Here is a 25,989-nt window from a genome sequence, read left to right on the forward strand (position 1 = left end):
TCTCCAAACGTCAGTTTCTCACTTTCAGTTTATTTTCCTCTTTAAGAATGGCTTGTTTGATCAAGTATGAAGCCAGCTGGGAAACAATTGAAACAGGGGCAACCCGATCGAATCCTTCGAACATTGGGCTTGGATTACATTCAATGCATATAACAGAACCGTCTGGACGTAGTTTTAAATCAATTCCGCTGAAAATAAGCCCTAATGTTTCGCATGCCTCTATACATAACTGAGCGATCTCTGGCGTTATCTCAAAGGGTTTGACTTGATGGGCGCCTTCACGATAATCAATTCCTTCTCCCTCAATGATAAATGATGCGATGACTTTTCTGTCCAGGACAAATACACGTACATCCTGACCTTGTATGTATTCTTGGAATTGCACCGGTGCTGTGCTCAATGCTTCTAATCTTTCAGGTTTTTTATCTTCCTCTGTCAATAGACGGCACAATGCTCCTCCAGCAACGGGTTTATAGATGACATCGCAGTTATGGCTGAATTCCAAAACTTTTTCCGGATTGCTGGTTACTAACGTTTTAGGAACGGGAATACCTGCTCTTCTTAGACACTCAAGGTGATAAGGCTTTGCAAAATGAATGAGCAGTGTATCAACAGGATTGACGATGAGTCTGCCGAAGTAAGAGGAAGATTTTAACCAAGACAGCCAAGCAGCATATCTCTCCCGCTCCGCCGCATATGCCAAAAATCCATTCTCCTTGATTTGTTCCTTTATTTGAGAAGTATCGAATGCAGGAGTAGGAACAAATAATGCTCTCAAAAAGTAAACGTTCGTTTCCGATAAATCACGGTTTTCATAATGGCTGTCTTCACCCCCAAAGCTTAAGGGGTAGGGGACATCCGGCGAATTATCTAAAATGAATGCTTGGGCGCCTTGTCGAACCAATTCCTTTTGTAAATAAAGACAATGCCTTTCAAATTGTGAACCGATAATACCAACAGATACTTCCGCCATTTCGCACCTCCGATGAAATAAATGAGAATTTTCCGAATTTTAGCGCCCCAGAAAACATTCTCTGGGGCGCTTGTCCAACTTTTAACAAAACCTATTTTATAAAACCGCCTTCTTCGCCAAGTGCATATGTGGTAACAATTGGTCCGCCTTCTTCCCCGATAGCTTGAGTTGTATATCCTCCTTCTTCGCCTAAAGCTAACGTTGTGGCATATCCCGGATCCACAATAGGGCTCACAAATAACGGAGAGCTAGATTGCCTTACTTCCAATTCTTCAATAAACAATTTCTTTTTCATTTTTGATTCCTCCTATTCAAAATATTAAAAAAATTTTCTGTTTAAAAATAACATATTTACCTTTATCTTCCTATAGATAAAATGTCCTATTCTGAATAGTGCTTAAGAATGAAATTGAGAGAACAAATAGGTCTTTTTGCTAAATCCTCCACCTGGAAAAGTCAAGTTTATACATTTCGGCTTTAAAAAATAAGAGAATCACTATGTTTGATAGACACTCTCACACACGGTACAGCGGTTTTGTTGTTTAAAGCGCAATTGAGTTCAGACACAATATCTATGTCTTGAATACCTACATGCTGGAATGTAGGCTTCCGATTTGAACAAAATATATCGATTTTAAATAGTTTTTAATAGTCCCAGTTTTATTCCTTTTACCACTGCACCAACTCTTGAGTACACATTCAGCTTTTTAATAATTGATGAAACATGGTGTTCGACCGTTCTTCTGCTTACCATCAAAATATCACTGATCTCTGCGTTCGTTTTATCTTCAGAAATCAGCTTTAAAATTTCTAACTCAGTTTTGGTTAAATAGTGATTCTGATATTCTATTTTTTTTCTAGGAATGATATTGTTGCCCAAAAAACTTTGTCTGATCGCATTTGCAAGTTCTGTAGCAGAGTTTTCCTTCGTAATGAACGCATAAGCACCGGCATGATAAGATGCGTCAATATATTCATCATCGTTATAAGCTGATAATATGACAATCTTCAGATTCGGATAGCTTTCGATTAATTTCTTTGTCAACTCAATTCCATTGTAGCCTTTCATTCTTATGTCCATTACCACAACATCCGGATGATTTTTTGATATTGCTGCATTGATGCCGGCAGGGTCGCAAATGGTATTTACAACTTCAAGATCTGATTCGTGTTCTAATAATTGTTTGATTCCTAACAAGACTAGTAAGTGATCATCTACCAGTAGTACTTTAATTTTCATTTCAATCATCCTAATCTCGGCAAAGTTATCAGGAAGTTACAATGCCCAGTTCTGACTGCATTTAAGCGTAGCCATCTTCTTCGAAGATTTTAGATCGTCACTCACTCTAATTGATTTCTCGGAAAACTCAATATAAACCCTTTTATTTTTAAAGCATTTTATAAGTCTAAAAAACATTGAAGAGAACAGATGTGAGAATAATTTACAAAATTTCCATTAAAAGAATTTCAATTAGAACAGAATGTATTTAGACTAGCTTCACTAAAATCAGATGAAAAAATTAGCGATTATAGACTAAAAGCGTATACACATCTCGAAAAAAATAATCTTCGTTTCCAAATCATTTTCCTCTAAAGGCGCAACAGTTTAAAGATGCCTTTTTTAAAGCTTAGAGCTAAACAAGTGTTTTTCCAAAAACTCATTTACTTTTCCGTTAACTGTCCGTCTGTTTTTCATATATACACAAGTGAGAGAACACATCCAAATCCAATCTTTTCTTTCGCGAATGCAAAGTTCAGTGAATCCTATCGATTCTCGCTTTTTATCCCTCCTTCAACTAGTATTTATAGTAAAAATTTTACACTAAATGACAGTTTTTTTCATTGTTTTTTCTAAAAATAGGTATTTTCCACATCATTTTTTGTGGAAAATACCGATGTTTTTTTAGAAGATTTGTAATATATTTTGAATTAAGAAGAATAAATTGTAAATTCTACCAAAAATATATCAATTCTTCTCTTCTCTCTAAAACTTTAAACAACAAGCAGGAGCATTGTGATCATATGAAATATTGACATTGTTTTTTAGCAAATAAATATCTAAAACTCATTAAATTATGTAAGCAGGTGATTTGATAATGCGTCTTGAAGAGCAAGAGCAATTGGTAAGAAACCCTAGTCATGTTTTTATCAAAAGGATATTTTATCCATTTAAAATCATTTATTCGCCGCAAAAAACTTTATTGAACATACATAATGAAAAAAAACTAGGAATACTAGCTACTTTGACATTAGTTATATTGTTTGCCGCAATAAGTATTGTTATAAGTCAAAATTTATTGGAATCCGAATATATAGCAGATCTTTTAGGAAACAATCCATCACAATCGTTTAAAAATGCTCTTACTATTTTTGCTGCAATTATGCAAGTCTTCTTATTTTTCGTTAATATTCTTTTACTTACAGCCTTAATAAAAATAGTTCTCTCCATCGTAAAATTGAAAGTAAAATTCAGGGAATTATTGAGATTTGTCATCATCGCTCAATCCCCTGTTGTTTTGGGGCTCGGTATAAAATACGTGTTATCTGATCCGTCTCAATATCATATTCCTGTCACCAGCTTGGCCTACCTATTTTCAGGATTAAACATGAATCAATTTGTGCAAATATTTTTATCGAAAATTGAATTATTTAATTTGTGGTCATTATTTCTAATTTGTTTAAGCTTAACAATTGTTACAAAGCAGTCTTTAACAAAGATAGTTTCCATATTATTTCCAGTAACAATTATATTTAACACACTAATTGAACTTATTTGAAAGGAGGTGAATTATAATGTTGGAACTTGATCTTTTAGTTGCTTATGGCATTAATGAAACTACTGCAAATACTATTGCTGCATTTTTGGACGCCGGTTTAGGAATAGCTTCATTCTTGACATTGATAACCGGAGCAGGTCTCACATTAAAAGCCTTGCAGATAGCTCTAAGAGCCGGAGGCAAAAAAGCTGTAGTAGCATAATGTTTTTAGGATAGGATAGAGAGCCGTTAGTCTTTCTCTATCCTACCTTCTATTTAACTTAAGAAAAAGTTAGCGAGTGAGTGATGTTGAACTATTTTTCCCGTCTACGAAACACTTTTATCCTTTCTGCCATTGTATTTGGCATAGGTTTAATTATTGGGGTCATGATAATTTTTTCGACTTCGCCTCAAATGGAGGAGGCAGCTGAGCTCCAAAGAACTTATAAAGCTGGCTGGTACTCAGTGTATTCTATTTTTTTAAATAATATACTTGTTTGTCTAGTTTTAATGCTGGGTTTATTTACATTTGGGATTCCTACGTTTATTTATTTACTCTTTAATGGCATATCTATCGGAGCAGGTCTAACTCATCTTATTTTATCTGATCAACCTTTATTAAATATATTTTTAAAGGTTATACCTCATGGAATATTTGAAATCCCCTTTTTTTTATTAGCAGGAGCTATCGGCTTTTTAGGATTTACATTTTATTTTAATAGAAAATATGGGTTGAAATTTTTATTAAAACATGTCGTAATGGTAATTATAGGAATCCTTCTAGCTTCCATTGTAGAGGGATTGATTACATTAAATTTATGAAAGTCGGGAGTCAAAATGAGAGCAGCATGGATTAAATGGAAGATTTATATAAGATGGAAAAATCAATGGGGTAAATTTTTAAATAGAAGAGGGTATTCAGGATATATATTTGCGATCACAGCTTTTTTTCTTGATGTCATAGAGGCTATTTTTTATTTTTTTTCTGCATATGCTGTATTAAAACTGGTAATTATGAATGAATTTTTACATACAGCAACGACAGGTGCGCCATTTTTGGACTTTTTATTGCAAAAAATTTCCCAAATTAACAACAATGTTTATATTCTCTGGCAGTTTTATTTTGTATATGTAATAGTTTTCTCTGTTATTGCTGGCATAAAAGCTTCCAAGTGGAATTTAAGCTCAATGGACAAGGAGTGGCTTCTGTCACATTTTAAATTGAGTTTAAGTAAAGCCAACTCTATGGTTATTTTCGAAACAATCTGCTGGAACATAAGAAGTTTCATCATACATATTTTAACATTGCTTTTTAGCTTATCATACGCAATCGGTTTAAACATATCTATGGTAATTGGATTAACACTGCTCAGCTTTTCTTTATATTTGTTTGTCAGCATTGCTGTCTCTTTTTCGCACACATTTTATGTATACAAGTTTATAATAGAAAAACCTTTCGTAAACAAAGTAGCCAAAATTGTCATATCAAGAATGATCATATTTTCTATAGGCTATTTTTTCGCTGCAAAGTTTACAGGATGGCTTATTGATATTCCCTTTATTAAAGAAAATCCCACATCCGAGTCATTTGAAAAATGGTCTAACAAAGGTTGGGAAATTCTGTTTGACAGTGTAACGACGATCAAAATCAATTTAAGCTTTTTTGATATTTTCACTGCTAATTCTCTATATACATATATTGGCACGATATTGATGTGTATGTTTACTATGGTATTTTACTTGTTATTTATCATTCTTTTTAAAGAAAACCCCAACAGGCGATCAGCGGAGTATTTTGATCGGCTGCCTTCCCCGTTATTAAAAGTGCCGTTTTTAAAGAAAAAAGCTTTTACGATTCTTTTATTTATTAGATCGAGCTTTTTTCAAAAGAGGCTTCCGTATATGTTTGGCGATTTCGTTTATTGGTTTTCTGTTGGCATATTTAGCGGATTGCTCGCCAATTTAGATGATGAGTACAAAGTGCAGCAATTAGTATTTTCATTTTTTATTTTGTACCATATTTATTTTTTGGCGGAACGTCATTATCAGCATTTCATAGGGGGAATGGCCTTAGAAAGTGATGGCACCAATGTCTTAATTTATTTAAATGCTGGAAAAAATCTTTGGTATGTATTTAAACAAAAGTTTTTTGTTTACATCATCACGTTAATTCCTTTAATCATAATAGGTGATTTCATTGTTTATATACTCACTCCCATTTCATTAACTACTATTATATGGTTGCTCTCAATGCAAATTTTAGCTTTAAATGCTTTTGGCGCTTTAAATTATATTTCCAGCGCCTTCTATCCTCATTTTGAATTTCGAAACGCTGAAGAATTGAATGAATTTGGCGATAAAAAAATGGTCGATTCTATCTTAGATGCAATGTCTTTATTTATCATACTTCCTAGTATGACAATCCCCATGGTTTTATTTATCATGGGTTATTTAACAAAATCACAATATTTGTTCATCAATCCTATTTTTCTTGCTATTTATCTATTCGGAATGCTCTTTATATCACTTTTATTAGTAAAAAGAAAGCTAAATAAAAAACAATTTATTTATTAGGAGTGAAAATCCAGTGGGAGCAGCATCTTCTGATTATTTATTGAAAGTCCATAATCTGACCAAAATTGAAAATGGGAAAAAAATATTAGATCAAGCAACGTTTGAAATTGCTGAAAATAAAATTGTCGGATTTCTCGGACCAAATGGAGCGGGGAAAACCACAACCTTTAGAATTTTATCTGAATTGACCGGCTACGATGATGGAGAAATTTACGTCAATGGTGTAAAACTGTCAGATCTGGATCGAAAAGAAATCATGTTACTTCCTGATGCCCCATTATTATTTTCCGTGCTGACCGGAAAAGAATATTTAAAATTCATGAGCGAGTTATTAAATTTTGATATAGACAGTCCGGAAATTAAAGAAATGCTCCAGTTATTGGGATTATTAAATTCCTTAAATAAGCAAATTTTCAATTATTCGCTTGGGATGAAAAAGAAACTCAATCTTATTCCATTATTAATGAAAAAACCGAAGCTGCTTTTGCTAGATGAGTATTTATCAGGAATTGACCCTGTCAGTATGAAAGATATTAAAAACATCTTAATTCAATACGCACAAAATGGATGCAGTATTTTTATGTCTACACACCAACTAGAGGTTTGTGAAAGATATTGTGATTCAATTATTTTAATTTCCAATGGGAAAATATTAAAAAATAATATATCTATTTCCGAGATCAAAGAGACAGCTAGCAGTCTTGAGGAATATTATTTAAATGTATTTTCAACTGAGGAAGGATGAGGAATGTGTTCAAATATATTGGGGATATACTTCTCTTTATACTTTTTGCATTTGCCTTTTATTACGCAATTAAGGGATGGAAAGAAAACCGAAGCGAAAGTATATGGTATCTCATATTTAGTTTATTTATTTTGGGAGGAATCATCGTTAGATTTATATTTTAAATCACTACCATTGCAAATAAATCCGATGTTTCCACCACACTAACAATGTTCAAAAATGATAAAGTACATAACCCTTGGAAAAGGTGGTTCCTATTCGAAAAGTTACACTTAATCGAACAATAAAATGAAGTTCTTATAAAGTTAAGAAAACCATGGGAAAAAATCTTTCATGCACCACCGATCAAACGAAAAACTTTACGTTGAGTGGTAGGTAAGCTAACAAGGCTGAATTAGCTAACTGTCTTCCTGGCTGAAAAAGCATACACAGTGGCTCAAAATCAAATCGCAGTATGTTCCCGTCTGCTTCACCTTAATTCATTAAGGAGACGATACAAGTCAAGTTTCAATGACTTTCGGGACAATCCCATTGTGGAAAAAGAATCCTTATTTTAGTCATAAATATTCACTATGATTCGGCAAGGAAATAATACTGTTTTGTTCATATCATAATTCAGAAACTTTCAATCTCCCTGGGGTTCTTCCTGCGAGAAATAAATTACTTAATAGTGCCAAAATGATTGTTCCAATTGTTAAAAAAACGACACCATGCCATCCGTAATTTTCCCATAAAAGGCCGGGAATCCAACCGCCAAGGCTTCCTCCTAAATAGAAAAACACCAAATATAAAGACGTAGCAGCTCCCCGTGAATCGGCGGCCATATCTGTCACATAAGCTGTTGTTGCTGATTGAGAAGCAAAATTTCCGAGCGTCAACAATGATGATCCCACAACAAGCGCAGGAATCGTTGGCCAAAGCGTTATGAAAATACCGATTCCGCCAAGAATATGCCCCATACTCATTGTCCAACGCCGGCCAATCTTATCAGATATCATGCCGGCTATAGGAGCGGAGAAAATGCCGAACGCATATGTAGCATAAAGCAACGAAATTTGTGTATTGCTTAACTGAAAAGGAGGTTGAGCAACATAAAAAGGAATATATGTGAAAAAGCTAATAAATGCGAAGAATTGCGAAAAACCTATAGTGAATGTACCTATCAGAGCAGGATTTTTAAAATGTATGCCAAAACTTTGTTTCTTCCTTTCTCTTTGATAGTTAGGTTTAGGGAGATATTTCCAAACTAAAAAAGCAACGACCATGGAATACACCGCGATTATTGAAAAAACAGTCCTCCAGGAAAATGTGTCGGCTATCGGTCCAGAAATAACCCGTCCCAGCAATCCGCCCGCCACATTAGCACTTACATATACTCCCATCACTCTTCCACGTTGATTTAGAGGAAATTCTTCAGATACATATGCCATCATCACAGCCAAGATGCCAGGTATGATGAGACCATACATACATCTCCAAAATAAAATTGATGAAAATGATTCACTAATGTAAATCATCATGCTCGGAAAAATTAATAATATACTTGCAAAAAGAATAACTTTTTTTCGATCCCATTGGTCCAATAATTGAGCAAATACAAAAGATGACACGGCTAATGAAATAATGGTAATCGAAATAGCTGAGCTTGCCGTTGCTATCGATATATTAAATTCTTGAGTCCACAACGGGAGTAGAGGCTGTGGTGCATAAAGAACAATGAACGCATTTGCTGTAGCTACAAAAATAATGAATAAACGTAACATATAGTGACTACTCCTCCGCTATCTTTTATTGTTGAAGTCATCTTTTTAAATGTTTACTGAGAGCATCGCCGGTTCATATTCAATAATGCAGCCTATACAATGAATGACATCCTTATATGGAAAACAAATTACCGAGGATGAGAAGAGTTCTTTTCGTTTAACAAAAAAGTAACTCTTTTAAATAATTCGAGATACGAAAGAAATATCCTTCATTTTTTTATCCTCACGCCTCTTTCAATCTATAATCGTTCCAAATATATAGAAAAAAGAACAGCCAACCATATGAATGCGGCTGCACTTTCGAATCCTATTTAATAGAATCTACTTTTTTCGAAAATACAAATTCAGAGTCGCCAACGCCACTTATTCTATAAATCGTATCATTTTCCTCAAGAACAATATTGTCTCAGCCAATTCACTTGAAATAACCGTTACTATCAGAGCCTGTATCAACCAATATCCGATTGTATTTGATAATTGAATTTTGAGCCACTCCGATCTAACTTTGCAACTGGTAAATCTGGATAAATCTTGATGTCAAAAAAGCTTCCTTGTCTTATAATAGGCATAGGGGGTCAACCTTAAGTCGATAGACTGTTTGGCCGCTTACTTATTTCGACATTTTCGGGAGTACTTCTTATTTAGTGCTTAGAAATCTTTGAGTCTGGATGAATAATATTTATAAAATTCATTCAATTTATTATTTTTAGTATTGTTCAAAATTAATGTAATATTAATGATGAAGAGAAAGGTAAAATTACAACACTAAACTCATACACTTGCTTAAATGCCTTGAACAAGAAACTAATTACAAAGCTTTGATTTATTTAGACTGCTAGCTTTTATCAGTATGGGAAACTTATTTGATATACCCAAAAACGTTAATTCCAGTAAAAATATCCAAAGTTAAGGTAAAAGAAAGTTATTCCAAAATTATCTAGGTAAGCTACCTTTTATCACGGATTCAGGTATCTATAGGATATATGGGTAAAGATATATTTTAAACATTACAACTGCTTATAAAATTCTTAATAACCCAAAAATCTAAAGGAAGAAGGGAAAGCATTGAATTACTTAGTAAAGCAAAAAAGATTTGTAGCTAATTTGTTTAAAGCTAGATTCCCATTTATATATATTCCAACTTGGGAAGAGCAAAGAGCACTAGCACTTATTAATGACATTGCCTATGATCAACAGTTGATTAAAACAACAAGAAAATTATTTACTTGGAAGATTACGGAAGGGATTGTAGGAGAGGGTATACGTAAAGACGATACGAAGGTTCCTGTAAAAGCATTAGAATTTATTGAAAAGTATGATGAGCCCGCTATTTTTGTACTGCAAGACTTCCATGTTTATTTTGGTGATCAAGGAAGATTACCAGATCTTCTTGTGATAAGAAAACTACGTGACATTGTAATGAGTTTAAAACAAAGTGTTAATCCAAAGAATATTGTATTTTTATCTCCAATTCTTAAATTACCGCAAGATTTGGAGAAAGATATTACAATTGTTGATTTTCCTTTACCAACCTTTACTGAAATGAAGCAACTGCTTGATGAAATGATTGAAGTAAACCGACAAACAGGAAGAATTGAAATTAACTTAAATGAAGAAGAAAAAGAAAAACTCGTAAAAGCATCATTGGGTTTAACACTTTCGGAAGCCGAAAATGCCTTTGCACGGGCAATGGTTGATGATGGAAAATTATCAATCAAGGATGTTGAAGTGATCCTTCAAGAAAAAGAACAAATCATTAAGAAAACAGGGATACTAGAATTTATATCGAGTAATCTTAATATGGATGAAGTCGGTGGATTAGAAAATTTAAAACGTTGGTTGAAAAAAAGAGATAAATCTTGGTTAGAGTCTGCGCAACAGTATGGTTTACCAGCTCCAAAGGGTGTGCTCATTACAGGTGTTCCAGGTTGTGGTAAAAGTTTAATAAGTAAAGCGATTAGTGGAATGTGGCAGCTTCCATTACTGCGATTAGATATTGGAAAAGTGTTTAGCGGCATTGTTGGTAGTAGTGAAGAAAATATGAGAAAAGCGATTCAAACAGCTGAAGCCATTGCACCTTCCATCTTATGGATTGATGAAATCGAAAAAGGATTTAACGGAACTAGTTCATCTGGAGATAGCGGGACAAGTTCTCGTGTTTTTGGACACTTTTTAACTTGGATGCAAGAAAAAGAAAAATCCGTATTTGTAGTTGCCACTGCAAACAATATATCGGCACTTCCTCCTGAAATGTTGCGAAAAGGTCGATTTGATGAAATTTTCTTTGTTGATTTACCAACACATAGAGAACGTATTGAAATCTTCCGAGTTCATTTAAAGAAAAGATTAAATAACCCAAGCGTAAAAGGTAATTTTGAAATTAGTACTGAAAACCTGGAAAAATTGGCTGACATGACGGAGGGGTTTGTAGGAGCAGAGATTGAACAAGTTGTCATAAATGGATTATTTGAGGCATTTTATGAAGAACGAAGTGTTCAATTTAGTGATTTTGAAAAAGTTTCGAAATTAATTGTACCACTTGCGGTGACACAGGCTGAACAAATTAAAGAGATTCGTGAATGGGCTAGTGTTAGAGCGGTTGCGGCTACGCCTAGAGAAGATCGAGCGGAGTATTGCGAATCAAATAGCTCTAACATGGATATGGATATTAAGTCCACTCGTGGCGGTCGTGCGATTGACTTTTAATAGAAGTAGGTGAATGAATTGAGCATTGAACTTTTGTTAGTTCCAATTGGTATTGCAACAATTAGTTCGATTAAAGCCTTTGCAAATCAAAAAAATGATTCCTTTATCATTCCAACGATTATGAAGAAAGAAGATTTACTTCAAAAATCGATTGAACAGTATGGTTGCAAAGTGACAAAATTGACTGAACAAAATTACCAAACGACAATTGAAGATCTTCAAATTTATTTTCAACTAACTGAACAGGGGTATTTTGAAGCGATATTTAACAATAGTGTTGACACACAAGCTGCCATGGAATTTATTGAAAATTTACAGACAGAATACAAATATCTAATACAACAAGAAACTTATCAACATTTACTGAAACAAGCAGCAGAACATGGCCTACATCTGGAATCGGAAATTATGCAAGAAGACCGAACAATTGTTTTAACTTTTAATGTCAACAATATTTCTAAATAGGTGATGCTATGGGAACCAAAAAAATACAGATCAAATTGACAGAAGACGGTAAAATCTTTGCGGAAACAATTGGCATGAAGGGACAAGAATGCATCAAGTATATTGACCTTTTGGAGAAACTACTCGAATCGGAAACAGTTGATTCAAATTATAAAGAAGAATATTTTCAATTTGAAGAAACTATAACTGAACAAAATAAATTGAAGCTAAAGGAGGAGTGAATGATGCGGAGTATAACTGAGAAGGGGATATGTTGGGAATTACGTAACTCCATCTGGATGCTATGGGTCTTTTTCCCTTTTGCTTTTTTTAATTATATTTCTTTTTTCTATGCAGCTTTCAGAGTAAGACAAAGAAAATGGTTTTTTGCAGGACTCATATATACTTTACCTTTTATCATATTTTTAATTGCAGAAGAAGGACATTTCTTATTTGATATCGCGTTTGCATTAGCACTTATTAGTTGGGTTTCTTCCATCTTTCATGTTTTTAGAATTAGACCTGAATATTTACTCCGTCTTGAATCACAGCAAAAAGTACAAGAAAAAAATTTAAAGCAATTAAAAGAAGCTATTGCGAAAGAACATATCCTTGAATCGAATGATGAACAGCAAGTGATTTCTCCAAAGGAAGAATTTATAAACCCAATGCAGCCATCAATTGAAAACGAAAGCGTAAGTAAACAAATCGATGTTAATCATGCTTCAGCAGAAGAAATTGCAAAGGTACCTGGGGTTGGATTGATTTTTGCGAAAAAAATAATTGCAGAGAGAGAAAGGGTAGGATTCTTTCAAAATTTCGAACACTTTATCCAAGTTCTTGGGATTAAGCCTCATGTAGCTGAAAAAATGAGACCATATTTACAGTTTAATACAGACGATAATAATCAAGGAAATCAAAAGAAAAAAATGGAACGAGGAAGAGTTGTGGACTTTTGATGGAACTGTACATACATCGTTATATTCCAGTTACTGAAGTGGAAGGACCAGGTAAAAGATTTGCAATTTGGGTACAAGGTTGTTCAATTCGTTGTAAAGGGTGTGCCGTTCCTTGGACTTGGGTAAATGAAAACGGTACAAAAATGAATGTGGAGAATTTATTTGAATTCATTAAAGATAGTAAAGAGCAAAACGAGATTGAAGGCGTCACATTTCTTGGAGGAGAACCGTTTGATCAAGCTGAAGCCTTAGGGGAACTAGGAAGAAAAGTGAAACAGCTCGGCTTAACAGTTATGACATTTACAGGGTATTTATATGATGATTTGAAAAAACAAAATCAAAATCAACGGCTGCTATCAGTGACAGATTTGCTAATCGATGGACCTTTTATCGAAGAAAAATTAGATTTAAGCCGTCCTTGGGTTGGTTCATCCAATCAAAACTATCATTTCCTCACGGATGTTTATAAACATTTAGAAACGAACTTTCATCAATTCCAAAATAAAATTGAAATTCGAATTTCTCAAAATGGTACAATCTCAGTGAACGGAATGGCAACGAAAGATACATTGAAAGAAATATTGAATCAGCACACTTTTAAACGTATCCGATCAAATACTTAATTTTTATTTGTTAGGTGCACTTGATAAAGAAACAATAGATAATCCCCTACCTTTCAGGTACCGTCAAAAATTTTGTGTAATACAAGATAGATAGGGGGTCTCTGAAATGGATTTGGAATGTTTCTCCACACGGGGCTGTCCAGAAAATCAAATCCCCATAAAAAACAAAAAATCATAAACATCGATATATCAACGTTTCTAAAACATCAAAGGGGGCGTCAATAAGTAGTAAAAACGACTTATTAGACACCCCCATGTGGAAAGTGGGAATCCTCCTATTTTTTTGATTTGCATTATTTAGTTCTTCAAACATATGCTCGAGGGCTGCTTGTACTTCGGCCAATCCTGGCAACTTTCGCTCTGCCCATTTCTCATTAGCTGATACAGGATTAATTTACCAAATCCTCAATCATAAGGTTGTGGTTGCCAGGTCATTTTCACCTAGGCAATCGATTACTTTCTCGTATACCAACCGGCGGCAGATATTATTGCGAAGCTTTATAATGCAGGATGATAGGCTTATTTTTTTCATTGTTGCTTTATATAAACTAATTTCACCAGTTGTATGTTCGGAGTCTGCGTAATCAGCCACAAGGATTTTCATTTAATGATATAGTCCAAATCTCTTCGTTATGTCTCATTAAAACGACAGCAAGAGTGCCAAACTGAGTAATATGATCCCAGTAAAATAATTTCCTTTTTACCATTTATGAGTAACAGAAATTCCTTCTGAATTGCTCACAACCTCAATGTTATTTCCGCCATCGACCATGGATTTCAGCCCCGGCATAATAATAGAACCTTCCGTAACCGCGATCACCATAAGTCCCGATAAATTGTTGAATCGTATGATCAACGGTTTTATATGTAACGACGGCAATATCATTCGCTAACCATTCCACTTTAAATTCCCCATCTGTTTTATAGGGAAGCCTTTCTTTTGGACGAGCCAGAATTCCGTAATAAGACCTCAAGTAAACGGTATCCCCACTCTCCGTATTTTCTTTAATTGATAATACATGTTTAAAATCAGGCGATATACTTATGATATTTTTAACTTTTTTACCCTTTGCAACAAACAATCCCTCATTGACTACTTATTCCATCCAATTTCTGGCTGACGCGCCTCAAATCCTAGGATATTTTACTTAAAATAGAAAGTTTTAGGTAGATTATTTAAATTTTTCCTTATAATCATTTAACTATTTATTTAAAAAGCCGATTATAAATAATGAAATTGTTTGGTTTTCAATTTAATTTTCACTTTGATGACTATTGTGTGCAGAAAAGCTTTGCGGAAGACCAACCAAACATGAACTCTGCAAGTTCCGATTTTTGCAATTACGGTATGTCTGGAAGTAGGTACGCTTTTTACATAGCATTAATCTGGCCCAAACCCGTACTACTATAGTTCGTTTGTTGATACTTAAAAAAACAACACAACGCAGACTGGAAACTGACTATTTTAACTATGGCAATCACATTTTAATCGTCGATTTAAAAACAGGTAAATCAATCGATTTCTTTAGTGCATTGAATTTTTACTATGAAAGCAAAGTTGAACCATTACCTTCCATTAATTATTTAGATAGGAGGGAATAACCGTGAAAATTGATCTTGGATATATCGGAGCAATAGTCGCTCGAAATAGAGCCAAAATGCCATCCGTACACGAAATCAAAAATCCATTGGCCGGACAACAAGTGGAAGTCATCCGAAACGGACAAGCCTATAAACTTACGATTTCGGATGAAATCAAACAAGTTCAAGGCTTGATGGCCATACCGATGGAAAAGTTTTTTCACGTAGAAAACGCTGACCCTTCTGATATTTTCTCTTATCGGCCAAAGGATCAATGGCTTGTGTTCAGCCAATATTTATATGAATCCAAATACTTTGATTCGCTAAGTAATGAAGAAGTAAAAAAAGTAGAATCCATCTTACAACACATAACGGACGGAGTAGATAGTTTGTCGCCATATCTAGGGATTAGCCTTTTTGGAATTAGTAAAGAACAACAGCATTCTTATGAAGCCCATCTTGAATTGGCTTCTTCAACAGCTGCACTTCAATACTTCAGTGATACGTTTTTAAGCGGTGATGTAAAAAAAGGATTTGATCAACTGATTCAAGATTATGTCCGCCACAATACGAAAATAGCCATAAATCACCAATCGGTAGAGGAGCGATTCATCGCAGCACGAGCCAAAATCAGGTCACTAAATGCTCCTTTAACATACCAACAAAGCCGTGAGCTGTCCATGACGAATAAACTTGGGAAAACGGTATATACACAAGCAGAAATTGAATCAGTCATCAAAAATTATCAAGAAATGTTTGAGAGCATTCAAAATGAAGAAGATTTGTCTGGAGTGCTTGCAAAAGCAAAAGAACAACTGCTTTCATTTGCTACGAAAGGCATCTCACCAAGGGATATAGATTACCAATTGGCAAGAGATTTTGTTGCACAGCGTGCCGATGACACATTCAATCGAATTGAGAATTACTGGCGTATGTTATTGCAAGAAAAATAAATTGTTCATTTGATCCGTGTTAAAAGATAGGGAGAAGTTTTTGTACTTTTTAACAAAAGTTGAGCAAAATATGGAAAAAGCTCAACCAACAGAAAATTGCTTGCAATGAAAATTACCGTTTAATAACTGAAGAAATCAATAATCTGCTTTCCAATAAACTGAAGCTTAAGCTGGAAAAATCTAATATCAATCCAAATGTGAACGAAAGAAATATGAGGAAAGACTACAAAATGATTTAATAGATATTTCAATGAACTAACTTCTGAGATGCTTCACCGTTTGGTTGATCGAATCGAAATAAAAGAAGATGCTTCACCAAAGATTTATTATCATTTCAAAAATGATGGTTTAAAAGAATAAAAGATATAGGAAAAGCACGTTTCATGATTTCCAGAAACGTGCTTTCAGCTTATCGACAAAGTCGACAAACTGGGATTAGTTTAAAAAGCTAATCTTTTTGATTCCATTAAAAGCCAGTTACGAGTGGCATAGGGGGATACCGCGATAATAAAGAAAGCTAAGGTTCTATGAATTAAGACTTCATATTTTAGTGTTTATGATAAATTAAATCAGTTTCGTAACTATCACCGCTGTAATTATTTTTTTAAATACAATCTTTTTAATTCTTCTGTTTCTTCTTTCTTTAATTTAAAATTATAATGTGAAATGATCTTTTTCATTAAGGAGTCAAATTGCTTTAAATAAAAGCCATAATTGTAAATATCACAAATGCACTTGGCAATCTTTTGTTTCGGACAATTGGGATTATATTATTCTCAAAAGACAAGTAAAAAACATCACAACGATCGTCATTTATTTTATCAATATTTATTTTTCCAATTTCTTTCCTATACAAAGAAAAATAATTTTTCCCTATATGATCTTCAAGGATTTTATTTGCTTTATTAACATCTTCTCCTATATTTCGCAGCATTTTTCTTACGCTATTACTTGGTTTATCTTGATTAAAGTAACTATACACAACAATATAAAATGCCAATTGGCCAAATTCCGAATCGGCATATTGTCCAATCAAAAATTCTTTATTTCTTTGGACTTCATATAATCTCATTTTTTTGTTGACAATATTAGTTTTACATTTTATAGACATATCGAAATACACATTGTCTTTATCATAATTTTTTTGATAGACAGAAACTTTGTAATGCACCCCTTTGTCAAGACACAAATTGATAATATTTAAGTTATCCATTCTCTCCTTTCGCTATGAATGTGGTGCGTGTGCAAAAAAGGCTTGACATGGAGCCTCTACGGGCACGATTTTTTGCGCCTACTTGATGTACTAATCACATAGTCTAAAATTCTTTCTTTCGATAAATAATTACAGCAATTAAATATGAGAGAGTAAATACAGTAATACCAAGTACTATAAATAAAATCGGAACTAATAAAGACGAATCTATGGATAACGGTAATTTGTCTATTAAATCTTCTACTAAGAATTTGATTCCATAATAAACAAATAGACCTACAAATCCTCCTCCAAGTACAAATGCATCAGATTTGTCTGCACCAAAGATATAGAGGAACGGGTATATAAGCGCACCTGCTAAAAGAACTACGAAAATTCCAGAAGAAATAATATTAATTATGCCATTTATTTGTGTTTCAAAAATTAGATCATATGTATAAATAACAATATATGAAAGAAATGCTCCGATAATCACAACCGATAAGTAAAAAATATAGTGACTTCGGACAATATTAGACCTACTAACCGGTAAGGTAAGTACATATTTATCATAACCAGACTTACTCTCTATTTTTATAACTTCAAGTGAAGGCAAAGTCATTAATAATATAATTAACATAGCGGCCACACCACTTACCATAGGCCCTGCAAAAAATAAAAGTACACCAGAAATCAATAATGCGAGACCTACATATGCAAAAATACTTCGATAAACTAGGTAATAGTTTGTCAATAATAGACCTTTCACTTAAATTTCACTCCCTGTTAGTTAGTAAGAGACTAAGTTCTTCCATTGAAATCTTTTTAGAGCTAAGGTCCTTTGGCAATTCCATTTTATTTGATACAAGTATTCTAGAATAAGAACCATAGTCCCTTTTTGCAACAACTATATTTCTATTTAGTAAAGATAATCGTTCCTTTTTGATATCAACAATTGCAAATTTTTCAAGAATCTTGTCCTTTCTCTCATTTAATAAAATTTCACCATTTTTGATAAAAACAATATGACTAGCAATTTTCTCAATATCACTCATAATATGAGAAGAAAGTAATATCCCACCACTACTCTCTCTCACAAAGCTTTTTAACTCACCTAAGACTTGTTCTCTTGATGAGGGATCAAGCCCTCCTGTTGCCTCATCTAGTAATAGTAGTTTTGCATTATGTGACAGTGCAACAGCTATAGAAAGTTTCATTGACATCCCACGAGAAAATTTATATATTTGTTTATCTTCGGGGAGAGAAAAAGAATTAACCAATCGGAAAAAATCATCTTGATTCCAAGTATTAAATATTCTCAAAAAAACTTTATTTAGTTGTTTGATTGTTAGGTGCGCCGGTAAATTCATAGCATCGAACACAACTCCAATTTTTTCCTTCATCTTAGGCTGTTTATGTATATTTTCTTTGCCAAAGATTTTAATTCTACCTGAATCCTGAGAAACTAGACCTAGTATTGTTTTAAATGTAGTAGATTTACCTGCACCATTATCACCAATAAAGCCAACTATTGATCCTGACGGAACATTGAATGTAACATTTTTTAAAACAACTTTATTGCCATATCGCTTTGTAATATTTTGAACATCTAATAAGTACGACATTTTCTCACTCCAACATATTATCTTAGTATATATATGTATTCTACTTACACCCGTTAAATCATTTATTTTTTCAAAAATTATCTTTCTATTCAGAATAATAATGTAGAATAATACATTTTAAAAGGGGCTTTTGAATCGTTTTGTTTTTTTATTAGGTCTAAGAGCCTATGTTTTTACTTATTTTTGTTTGTACATCCAAGGTTATGAAAATAATATAGAGAATAAATAGTATTTTTCCATTGATTGATGTTAAATTAATAGATGGATACTACCTTGACACTACATTAAATAAAAAAATTTATAGAAAAATAACAAGTATCATTTACTTAATGATTAGTGTCGAACTCGATTCATCAGAAAAATGTAAGTGTAGTACTTCTTCTAGGTCCTTTTCGGTTAATTTTTCTAATATTTTTACGTCAAATAAATTCGTCCCATTGAAATGATAACGTGTGAATTGATTTGCAATAAATTGAGGCGAATTAATAGACCTTAAAAAGCAACCAATTTCCTTATTTATTACACGTTGTGCATTATCTCTTTTTATCGGATCCCTTTTAAATCTAGAAACCGTTTCATATACAGTATTAATAACTTCTTGAGGCTCTTTACTTTCCCCACTAATTATGGAGTAACCAAAATTCCCCTCAATTCCGCCGGAACCTTAACATCCCCAACCCCTTCCATGGCGAATCCTATTTGCCGGTCAGGGTTCGTATTTTTCAGATTTGTTATGGCGTTGTCTACGAATCGGCCGACTTTAGGCGCACCGTTTGCTGCGCCGGTTTTCAAATGCTGCGGCACTTCTAATTCATTAGCCTCCTACTCGATGTTTAGGGAAGCTAAAGCTACATAGTGAATAACCGTGAGAAAGAAATTTTATATGTTTTTCCAGTTTGAAAAGTTCGTGAAATTTTTCAAACTGTGGGAAAATGTTCAAATGGAAAGGATAAGTCCCGACATCTTGCCAAGTTATTGTTAAAAATTAGATTTTAATATAAATTAATTGTAAGCGCTGACAGTTTATAGTTGCAACTATAAGCACCTTGACATTTTTGCTATGGCAATCATCTTTTGCATGAAATAACAGATCCCACAAATTTCTTCTTAAGTATTGTTATTTAATTGCTAGAAAAGGAGTGGATCAAGGATGATGCAAAAAATCCAACGGTTCGGTGGGGCGATGTTTGTGCCAGTATTATTATTCCCATTTGCGGGGATACTTGTAGGTCTCACAATTTTATTTAAAAACGGGGATATTATGGGTTCTTTGGCTGATCCAGATGGAGCATGGTATAAATTCTGGACGGTAATAGAGGAAGGTGGATGGACAGTATTTAATCAAATCCCGTTGCTTTTTGTTGCCGGCATCCCTATTGGATTAGCGAAAAAAGCACACGCGAGAGCTGTTTTAGCAGCACTCGTAACCTATTTAACTTTCAATTATTTTGTAAACGCTATTTTAACGATTTGGGGGGAAAATTTTGGTGTCGATTTTAGCCAAGAAGTTGGAGGAGTGAGCGGGTTAACGGAAATTGCCGGTATTAAAACTTTAGATACAAATATTATCGGTGCGATTGTTATTTCTTCCATTGTTGTTTTAATCCACAATCGATATTTTGACAAAAAACTACCAGATTTCCTAGGTATCTTCCAAGGAACATCCTTTGTTGTCATTGTTTGTTTTTTTGCTATGTTGCCTCTTGCCTTGCTTACCTCGTGGGGATGGCCGATAATTCAGAACGGAATTGCTTCTTTACAAGGGTTTTTGGCTTCCTCTGATGTATTAGGGGTTTGGTTGTATACATTCCTTGAAAGAATCTTAATTCCAACGGGGCTGCACCATTTTATATACGGTCCTTTTATCTACGGCCCGGCAGTTGTTGATGGCGGAATTGCAAAATATTGGATGGAGCATTTATCGGAATATGCAACAAGTGCTCATTCATTAAAAGAAATGTTCCCGGAAGGCGGTTTTGCTTTGCATGGTATGCCCAAAATTTTTGGAATCCCTGGCATTGCATTAGCGATATACGTAACAGCAAAACCTGAGAAAAAGAAAATCGTATCAGGTATGTTGATTGCAGCAACTTTAACATCTGTTGTAGCCGGGATCACAGAACCGATAGAGTTCACATTTTTATTTGTTGCTCCTCTTCTATTTGCTGTACATGCATTTTTAGCAGCTTCTATGGCTGCGGTGATGTATGCGTTTGGTGCAGTTGGTAATATGGGTGGTGGATTGTTAGAAATTGCCAGCTCCAACTGGATTCCGTTATTCAAATACCATACTTCCACTTATATCACTCAGTGGATAATTGGATTGGCATTTACGGTTATCTATTTTTTCACGTTTCGTTATTTAATTGTAAAGCTAAATGTAGCTACCCCAGGTCGTGAAGCAGATGACCAAAAAGAAGTAAAACTGTATACAAAAGCAGACTACAAAGCTAAAAAGCAAGCAGAAAATAAAAATAGTGCAAATAAAGAAAATGCTTATTTTGTTCAAGCTAGTGAATTTTTAGAAGCTCTAGGCGGATCTTCTAATATTGCCGATGTAACAAACTGTGCTACAAGACTCCGCGTAACAGTAGTAGATGAATCAAAAATAGCGCCTGATAGCCGATTTAGATCAGCTGGAGCCCACGGAATTGTTAAGAATGGGAAAGCAATTCAAGTGATAGTCGGTTTATCGGTTCCACAAGTAAGGGAACAATTTGAGAATTTATTGAGTGATTCTAGCAAAAAACAATATAAAGAAAACTGAAAGGCTCCACATTTACTTGCAAATTCTAAAATGTTGTTTATTTGACAAGCGGGAAAATTCCCTTCTTATGGGAAATAGAACTGAACTTGAGATAGCGACCAGAATGGTTAAGAAATATTGTTTTCATACAAATGAATTGTTATAACTTGGATGAAAGAGGATATTGCATTAAAGGAGGAAACCTAAAAATGAAAAAATTCTCGGTATTAATTGCAGGCGGGGGAAGTACTTTTACTCCAGGGATTGTTTTGATGTTATTAGATAATTTATATAAGTTTCCAATTCGGAAATTAAAACTTTATGATAATGATGAGGAACGTCAAGCAACAATTGCAGGAGCTTGCGAAATAATTCTCAAAGAAAGAGCTCCGGAAATAGAATTTTTGGCAACAACAAATCCTGAAGAAGCCTTTACAGATGTTGATTTTGTCATGGCGCATATTCGTGTAGGAAAATATGCAATGCGTGAATTAGATGAAAAAATACCTTTGAAACATGGTGTAGTTGGTCAAGAAACATGCGGGCCAGGTGGAATTGCATATGGAATGCGTTCTATTGGAGGAGTATTAGAATTAATTGATTATATGGAAAAATACTCTCCTAATGCATGGATGCTCAATTATTCCAACCCAGCAGCGATTGTAGCTGAAGCGACGCGCCGTCTCCGTCCTCATTCGAAAGTACTTAACATTTGTGATATGCCTGTCGGGATTGAAGAACGTATGGCGCGAATTTTAGGGTTAAAATCTCGCAAAGAAATGACGGTAAGATATTATGGATTGAACCATTTTGGATGGTGGACGGATATTCGCGACAAAGAAGGAAATGATTTAATGCCTAAATTAAAGGAGCATGTTGCAAAGTACGGGTATGTTGTCAATGATAGCGGAGACAATCAGCATGTTGATGCTAGCTGGCAAGATACATTCTTAAAAGCGAGAGACGTATATGCATTAGACCCAGATACGTTGCCAAACACATATTTAAAATACTATTTATTCCCGGATGAAGTAGTGGCAAATTCTAACCCGAATTATACAAGAGCAAATGAAGTAATGGAAGGCCGTGAAAAATTTGTTTTCGGCGAATGTAGAAAAATAATTGAAAATCAATCCACAGAAGGCAGTAAACTTCATATAGATGAACATGCAGCATATATTGTAGATTTGGCGCGTGCCATTGCTTATAACACTCATGAAAGAATGTTGCTTATTGTAGAAAATAAAGGGGCTATTTCCAATTTTGATCCGACCGCAATGGTGGAAATTCCATGCATTGTCGGCAGCAATGGTCCTGAACCGCTATCGATCGGGGAAATCCCGCAATTCCAAAAAGGATTAATGGAACAACAAGTATCTGTGGAAAAGCTAGTGGTAGAAGCATGGATAACAAGGTCTTACCAAAAATTATGGCAAGCAATAACATTATCAAAAACAGTACCGAGTGCAAAAGTTGCTAAAGAAATATTGGATGATTTAATTGAAGCAAATAAAGATTTCTGGCCTGAACTTCATAAAGATGATGTGGTAGTGAGCGAATTTTTTTAAGATGATCGATTTTATCAAATAAAAAGGGGCTGTCCAGAAAGTCAGATCCCCATTGAAAACAAAAAATCATAAACACCGATATATCAACGTTTCTAAAACATTAATGGGGGCGTCAATAAGCCGTAAAAACGAATTATTAGACACCCCCTTTTTTTGTTTCACTCCTCCTTCTGTTAATGAAAAATTATTTTTTGCCAAGCAGCAGACTTACACCTTTTTTTCCTTTAAACTAAGTATTGTAGTGTTCTGGCATTACATTTGGCTGCTTCCGAAGGAATGTAAAGGATAATAATCCAGTACAGTTCCATATAGTTCTGCCAGCGAATTTATTCGCAGTTAACGGCACGGCCATTTGGAGATGACAAGAGCAAACATAAATTATTTATTGAAGGAGGGGATATGGCTTGAGATTAGAAGAACTTATTAATAAACATTATAAAAAATTAAATGAGACAGATTTACACATCTTAAAGTACATTATGAATAATAAAAATACTTGTTATTCGTTAGGGATTAATAATCTAGCTGAAAAATGCAATGTTTCCCGCTCTTCAATATTGCGGTTGGCACAGAAATTGGAATTTAGTGGATATAGTGAATTCCGAGTGTTCTTAAAATGGCAAGGTCGAGAGGATCCGGTAGAAGAAAAAAGCGGTGTAGAAATTTTGCAGGAAGATCTTCATGAAACAATCAAATATATTCAAACCAAAGATTTTTCGGATGTTTGTGAATTGATATATAATGCCAATCAAGTATTTGTTTTTGGGACGGGCACTGCACAATTACATTGTGCATTAGAGTTGCAAAGAATGTTTCTGCCGCTTCAAAAGTATTTGAATGTTATCCACTCTCAATTGGAGTTTGAAATAATTGTAAAGGATTTGCAGAAAAACGATGTTGTGATCATTTTTTCTTTATCAGGAGATACACCAACAATTTTTCCTGCAGTGCAAAATTTAGTTGCCAAAGGAATTCCTTTTATCTCTATAACAAATTTAGTAAATAATCGTTTGGCTAGAATGACTCCGTATAATTTATATGCCAGGAGTTCAAATCTCGCAAGCCATAACGGAACAAAATTGAAAACATTTGCCCCTTTTTTTATTATTGGAGAAGCTATTTTTAGCCATTATGTTGACTACCTGAAAGAGAAAAAAGAAACAATTGAAAGGGCGGGAAAAGATGAAGACGCATAATACAACGTGCCAACAAAAACATTCGAATGATTCCCCTTCCATATTACAAAGTTTGCGCATTTTTAAAATATCGGTCATCTTTTTTATACGTCCCATTTCTCTTTCTTAATTATTTATATATAATGTCGCTGCAGGCAAACCAACCTTTTTTTGCTCAAGTAAAAGAGGATCCTTTCATTAAAATTTGTTTGTGTTTGCCATGTTAAATCTTTTTTTGGTGTATTGACAAGAATGGTGTTGTCAGATTTATAAAACAGATCCAGTTAGAAATAGGAAGGTTGGCGATTTCATTATTGCTGGTTGAAATATATTTGGCAGTATGTTGCTTCTTTTAGCTATTAGCAAATACCGGAAAGCACATAAAGAATTCATAAAAAATAGTACGTTGAACCGGAAGGAAAAAGGAGCAAATTTAAGATTTGTCGGAAGTACCATTATTGTTGGATTGCTGTCTGTTCTTTGTCTTGTCTTTATTATTAAAATACAATTTTCATAAAATTATTATAGATAGAAAGAAGGAATTAGTATGTTAAAAAAAATATTTGCGAAAAATCCCAAAACTATTATAGAAGAAATTTTTTCACCTATGTATGGCGAAGTAATTTCATTATCAGAAGTACCGGATCCCGTGTTTGCCCAAAAGATGATGGGGGATGGGATAGCGGTTATTCCTAAAGACGGAAAGGTGGTGTCCCCTGTAAAAGGACAAATTATTCAAGTATTTCCTACTAAGCACGCAATAGGTATTCGAACAAAACATGGGTTAGAAGTATTAATTCACGTTGGACTAGATACGGTTGAATTAAATGGTGAAGGTTATGAAGTAACTGTGAGTGAAGGGCAAAAAGTAAAAATTGGAGATCCCATAATGAATGTTGATATAGAATTTATTGAAAAAAATAATAAAGAAATCGTAACGCCAATTATTATTACAAATAGCGCTGAAAAGACTGAGAAAATAGTTGTGCGGGAAGCTGGTGAAATACAAAGGGGAGAGTATATATTGAAATGCTATGTTGTAAATTAGGGCAATTTCATCCTAACATCCGAAATACCGCGAAAAATTTTGCGAATCCCCTAGATGATGCACATTCTTACCAAGCATTTGTGCATTTTCCAAATATATTTCTGTAAAATGATGCAAGGTATTTTCTGCAAGAAGAAAATTCAGAGTGTCGCAGTATATCTTTATCAAAATTTTGTATAAATATACATATATGTGATCTATCCATCAAGGGCTTGACATGGATCTTCTGTAGCCATGATTCTTTAGCCAAGCGCCAGCTTCAACAGTTTTGGCAAAACCAAAAAAGGTTATCATGGCTCCTCCTCCATGTAAAGCTCCTTTGCATATCACTGCATAAGGATTTTGCAATTCTCTGCACTTTTATTTTCAAAAAACAAACCTATTGTAATTAAGTTTATTATAATCTCCCTGTTCTCCGTGTCTAATTTTTAGACTAACATCAATTTTATGTTTCTATTACTTAAATACCTTATTGTTCTTAGCTAATATTATATATCCTAAAATAACAGTTTTCTGTTCTAAGCCTTTTTATAAAGTTATCAATGGCATCACTTTCAT

At 34.0% G+C, this 25,989-nt stretch carries 24 protein-coding genes; 15 read left to right on the plus strand and 9 right to left on the minus strand.

All coding sequences use genetic code 11. The annotated features are described in order from the left end of the window. Positions 1–10: 10 nt before the first annotated feature. The 3 genes from NST97_RS09770 to NST97_RS09780 form a co-directional block, all read right to left on the minus strand. Complete coding sequence (locus tag NST97_RS09770) at positions 11–973, minus strand: ATP-grasp domain-containing protein (protein ID WP_339193332.1); 963 nt, start codon at positions 971–973, stop codon at positions 11–13. Between the two features lie 91 nt (positions 974–1,064). Next, on the minus strand, positions 1,065–1,268 hold the full coding sequence (locus NST97_RS09775; protein ID WP_063388395.1) for a hypothetical protein: 204 nt from the start codon (positions 1,266–1,268) through the stop codon (positions 1,065–1,067). 339 nt (positions 1,269–1,607) lie between these two features. Then, positions 1,608–2,213 carry a response regulator gene (locus tag NST97_RS09780; RefSeq protein WP_063388394.1) on the minus strand — a complete coding sequence of 202 codons (606 nt, stop codon included), beginning with the start codon at positions 2,211–2,213 and terminating at the stop codon, positions 1,608–1,610. 856 nt (positions 2,214–3,069) lie between these two features. On the opposite strand from NST97_RS09780, the gene NST97_RS09785 reads away from it, so the two are divergent. The 5 genes from NST97_RS09785 to NST97_RS09805 all read left to right on the plus strand — a co-directional run bounded on the left by NST97_RS09785 (position 3,070) and on the right by NST97_RS09805 (position 7,048). Then, complete coding sequence (locus tag NST97_RS09785; protein ID WP_094244515.1) at positions 3,070–3,750, plus strand: YIP1 family protein; 681 nt, start codon at positions 3,070–3,072, stop codon at positions 3,748–3,750. Positions 3,751–3,766: 16 nt separating this feature from the next. Then, positions 3,767–3,952 carry a hypothetical protein gene (locus tag NST97_RS09790; RefSeq protein WP_063388392.1) on the plus strand — a complete coding sequence of 62 codons (186 nt, stop codon included), beginning with the start codon at positions 3,767–3,769 and terminating at the stop codon, positions 3,950–3,952. Positions 3,953–4,035: 83 nt separating this feature from the next. After that, entirely contained in the window at positions 4,036–4,551 is a 516-nt protein-coding gene (locus tag NST97_RS09795) for a stage II sporulation protein M (RefSeq protein ID WP_066248075.1), read from the plus strand. 15 nt (positions 4,552–4,566) lie between these two features. After that, on the plus strand, positions 4,567–6,303 hold the full coding sequence (locus tag NST97_RS09800; RefSeq protein ID WP_130157219.1) for a hypothetical protein: 1,737 nt from the start codon (positions 4,567–4,569) through the stop codon (positions 6,301–6,303). A 13-nt stretch (positions 6,304–6,316) separates the two neighbouring features. Beyond that, positions 6,317–7,048 carry an ATP-binding cassette domain-containing protein gene (locus NST97_RS09805; protein WP_063387816.1) on the plus strand — a complete coding sequence of 244 codons (732 nt, stop codon included), beginning with the start codon at positions 6,317–6,319 and terminating at the stop codon, positions 7,046–7,048. Between the two features lie 608 nt (positions 7,049–7,656). On the opposite strand, the gene NST97_RS09810 is transcribed toward NST97_RS09805, so the two are convergent. Further along, on the minus strand, positions 7,657–8,811 hold the full coding sequence (locus tag NST97_RS09810; RefSeq protein WP_066248068.1) for an MFS transporter: 1,155 nt from the start codon (positions 8,809–8,811) through the stop codon (positions 7,657–7,659). Positions 8,812–9,876: 1,065 nt separating this feature from the next. On the opposite strand from NST97_RS09810, the gene NST97_RS09815 reads away from it, so the two are divergent. Genes NST97_RS09815 through NST97_RS09835 form a run of 5 tightly spaced genes read left to right on the plus strand, consistent with a single transcriptional unit; the run spans position 9,877 to position 13,543 of the window. Beyond that, positions 9,877–11,517, plus strand: a complete 1,641-nt coding sequence (locus NST97_RS09815) for an AAA family ATPase (RefSeq protein ID WP_130157217.1) — start codon at positions 9,877–9,879, stop codon at positions 11,515–11,517. Between the two features lie 18 nt (positions 11,518–11,535). Next, positions 11,536–11,982, plus strand: a complete 447-nt coding sequence (locus tag NST97_RS09820) for a hypothetical protein (protein ID WP_066248066.1) — start codon at positions 11,536–11,538, stop codon at positions 11,980–11,982. Positions 11,983–11,990: 8 nt separating this feature from the next. Then, positions 11,991–12,203, plus strand: a complete 213-nt coding sequence (locus NST97_RS09825) for a DUF2997 domain-containing protein (RefSeq protein WP_066248063.1) — start codon at positions 11,991–11,993, stop codon at positions 12,201–12,203. 3 nt (positions 12,204–12,206) lie between these two features. Continuing rightward, a complete protein-coding gene (locus NST97_RS09830; RefSeq protein ID WP_341343158.1) occupies positions 12,207–12,920 on the plus strand; it encodes a ComEA family DNA-binding protein in 714 nt (237 codons plus the stop codon). Beyond that, positions 12,920–13,543 carry a 4Fe-4S single cluster domain-containing protein gene (locus NST97_RS09835; RefSeq protein ID WP_341343159.1) on the plus strand — a complete coding sequence of 208 codons (624 nt, stop codon included), beginning with the start codon at positions 12,920–12,922 and terminating at the stop codon, positions 13,541–13,543. Before NST97_RS09830 ends, NST97_RS09835 begins: the two co-directional genes overlap by 1 nt. 752 nt (positions 13,544–14,295) lie before the next feature. Here the strand turns inward: NST97_RS09835 and NST97_RS09840 are convergent. After that, the gene (locus NST97_RS09840) at positions 14,296–14,445 is read right to left on the minus strand and encodes a hypothetical protein (RefSeq protein WP_341343160.1); all 150 of its coding nucleotides are present in this window, start codon (positions 14,443–14,445) and stop codon (positions 14,296–14,298) included. Positions 14,446–15,147: 702 nt separating this feature from the next. Here NST97_RS09840 and NST97_RS09850 point away from each other — a divergent pair. Next, positions 15,148–16,077: a hypothetical protein gene (locus NST97_RS09850; protein ID WP_339197393.1), complete on the plus strand. Its 930-nt coding sequence runs from the start codon at positions 15,148–15,150 to the stop codon at positions 16,075–16,077. A gap of 697 nt (positions 16,078–16,774) precedes the next feature. Here the strand turns inward: NST97_RS09850 and NST97_RS09855 are convergent. The 4 genes from NST97_RS09855 to NST97_RS09870 form a co-directional block, all read right to left on the minus strand. Further along, on the minus strand, positions 16,775–17,290 hold the full coding sequence (locus NST97_RS09855; protein WP_339197396.1) for a hypothetical protein: 516 nt from the start codon (positions 17,288–17,290) through the stop codon (positions 16,775–16,777). Positions 17,291–17,393: 103 nt separating this feature from the next. Then, a complete protein-coding gene (locus NST97_RS09860) occupies positions 17,394–18,038 on the minus strand; it encodes an ABC-2 transporter permease (protein ID WP_066248048.1) in 645 nt (214 codons plus the stop codon). Between the two features lie 7 nt (positions 18,039–18,045). Next, on the minus strand, positions 18,046–18,894 hold the full coding sequence (locus NST97_RS09865; protein WP_066248045.1) for an ABC transporter ATP-binding protein: 849 nt from the start codon (positions 18,892–18,894) through the stop codon (positions 18,046–18,048). 624 nt (positions 18,895–19,518) lie between these two features. Beyond that, entirely contained in the window at positions 19,519–19,698 is a 180-nt protein-coding gene (locus NST97_RS09870; protein WP_130157211.1) for a hypothetical protein, read from the minus strand. A 346-nt stretch (positions 19,699–20,044) separates the two neighbouring features. On the opposite strand from NST97_RS09870, the gene NST97_RS09875 reads away from it, so the two are divergent. The 4 genes from NST97_RS09875 (at position 20,045) to NST97_RS09890 (ending at position 25,431) form a co-directional block, all read left to right on the plus strand. After that, positions 20,045–21,661, plus strand: a complete 1,617-nt coding sequence (locus tag NST97_RS09875; protein ID WP_130157209.1) for an alpha-glucoside-specific PTS transporter subunit IIBC — start codon at positions 20,045–20,047, stop codon at positions 21,659–21,661. Positions 21,662–21,849: 188 nt separating this feature from the next. Beyond that, positions 21,850–23,208 carry a 6-phospho-alpha-glucosidase gene (locus NST97_RS09880; protein ID WP_066250754.1) on the plus strand — a complete coding sequence of 453 codons (1,359 nt, stop codon included), beginning with the start codon at positions 21,850–21,852 and terminating at the stop codon, positions 23,206–23,208. Between the two features lie 404 nt (positions 23,209–23,612). Then, a complete protein-coding gene (locus tag NST97_RS09885) occupies positions 23,613–24,404 on the plus strand; it encodes a MurR/RpiR family transcriptional regulator (protein WP_094244504.1) in 792 nt (263 codons plus the stop codon). Between the two features lie 526 nt (positions 24,405–24,930). Next, the gene (locus NST97_RS09890; RefSeq protein ID WP_066250760.1) at positions 24,931–25,431 is read left to right on the plus strand and encodes a PTS sugar transporter subunit IIA; all 501 of its coding nucleotides are present in this window, start codon (positions 24,931–24,933) and stop codon (positions 25,429–25,431) included. Positions 25,432–25,989: the final 558 nt, after the last annotated feature.

This window comes from Aeribacillus sp. FSL K6-1305, from assembly GCF_038050115.1.
In the GTDB taxonomy this organism is placed as follows: Bacteria; Bacillota; Bacilli; order Bacillales; family Aeribacillaceae; genus Aeribacillus; species Aeribacillus composti.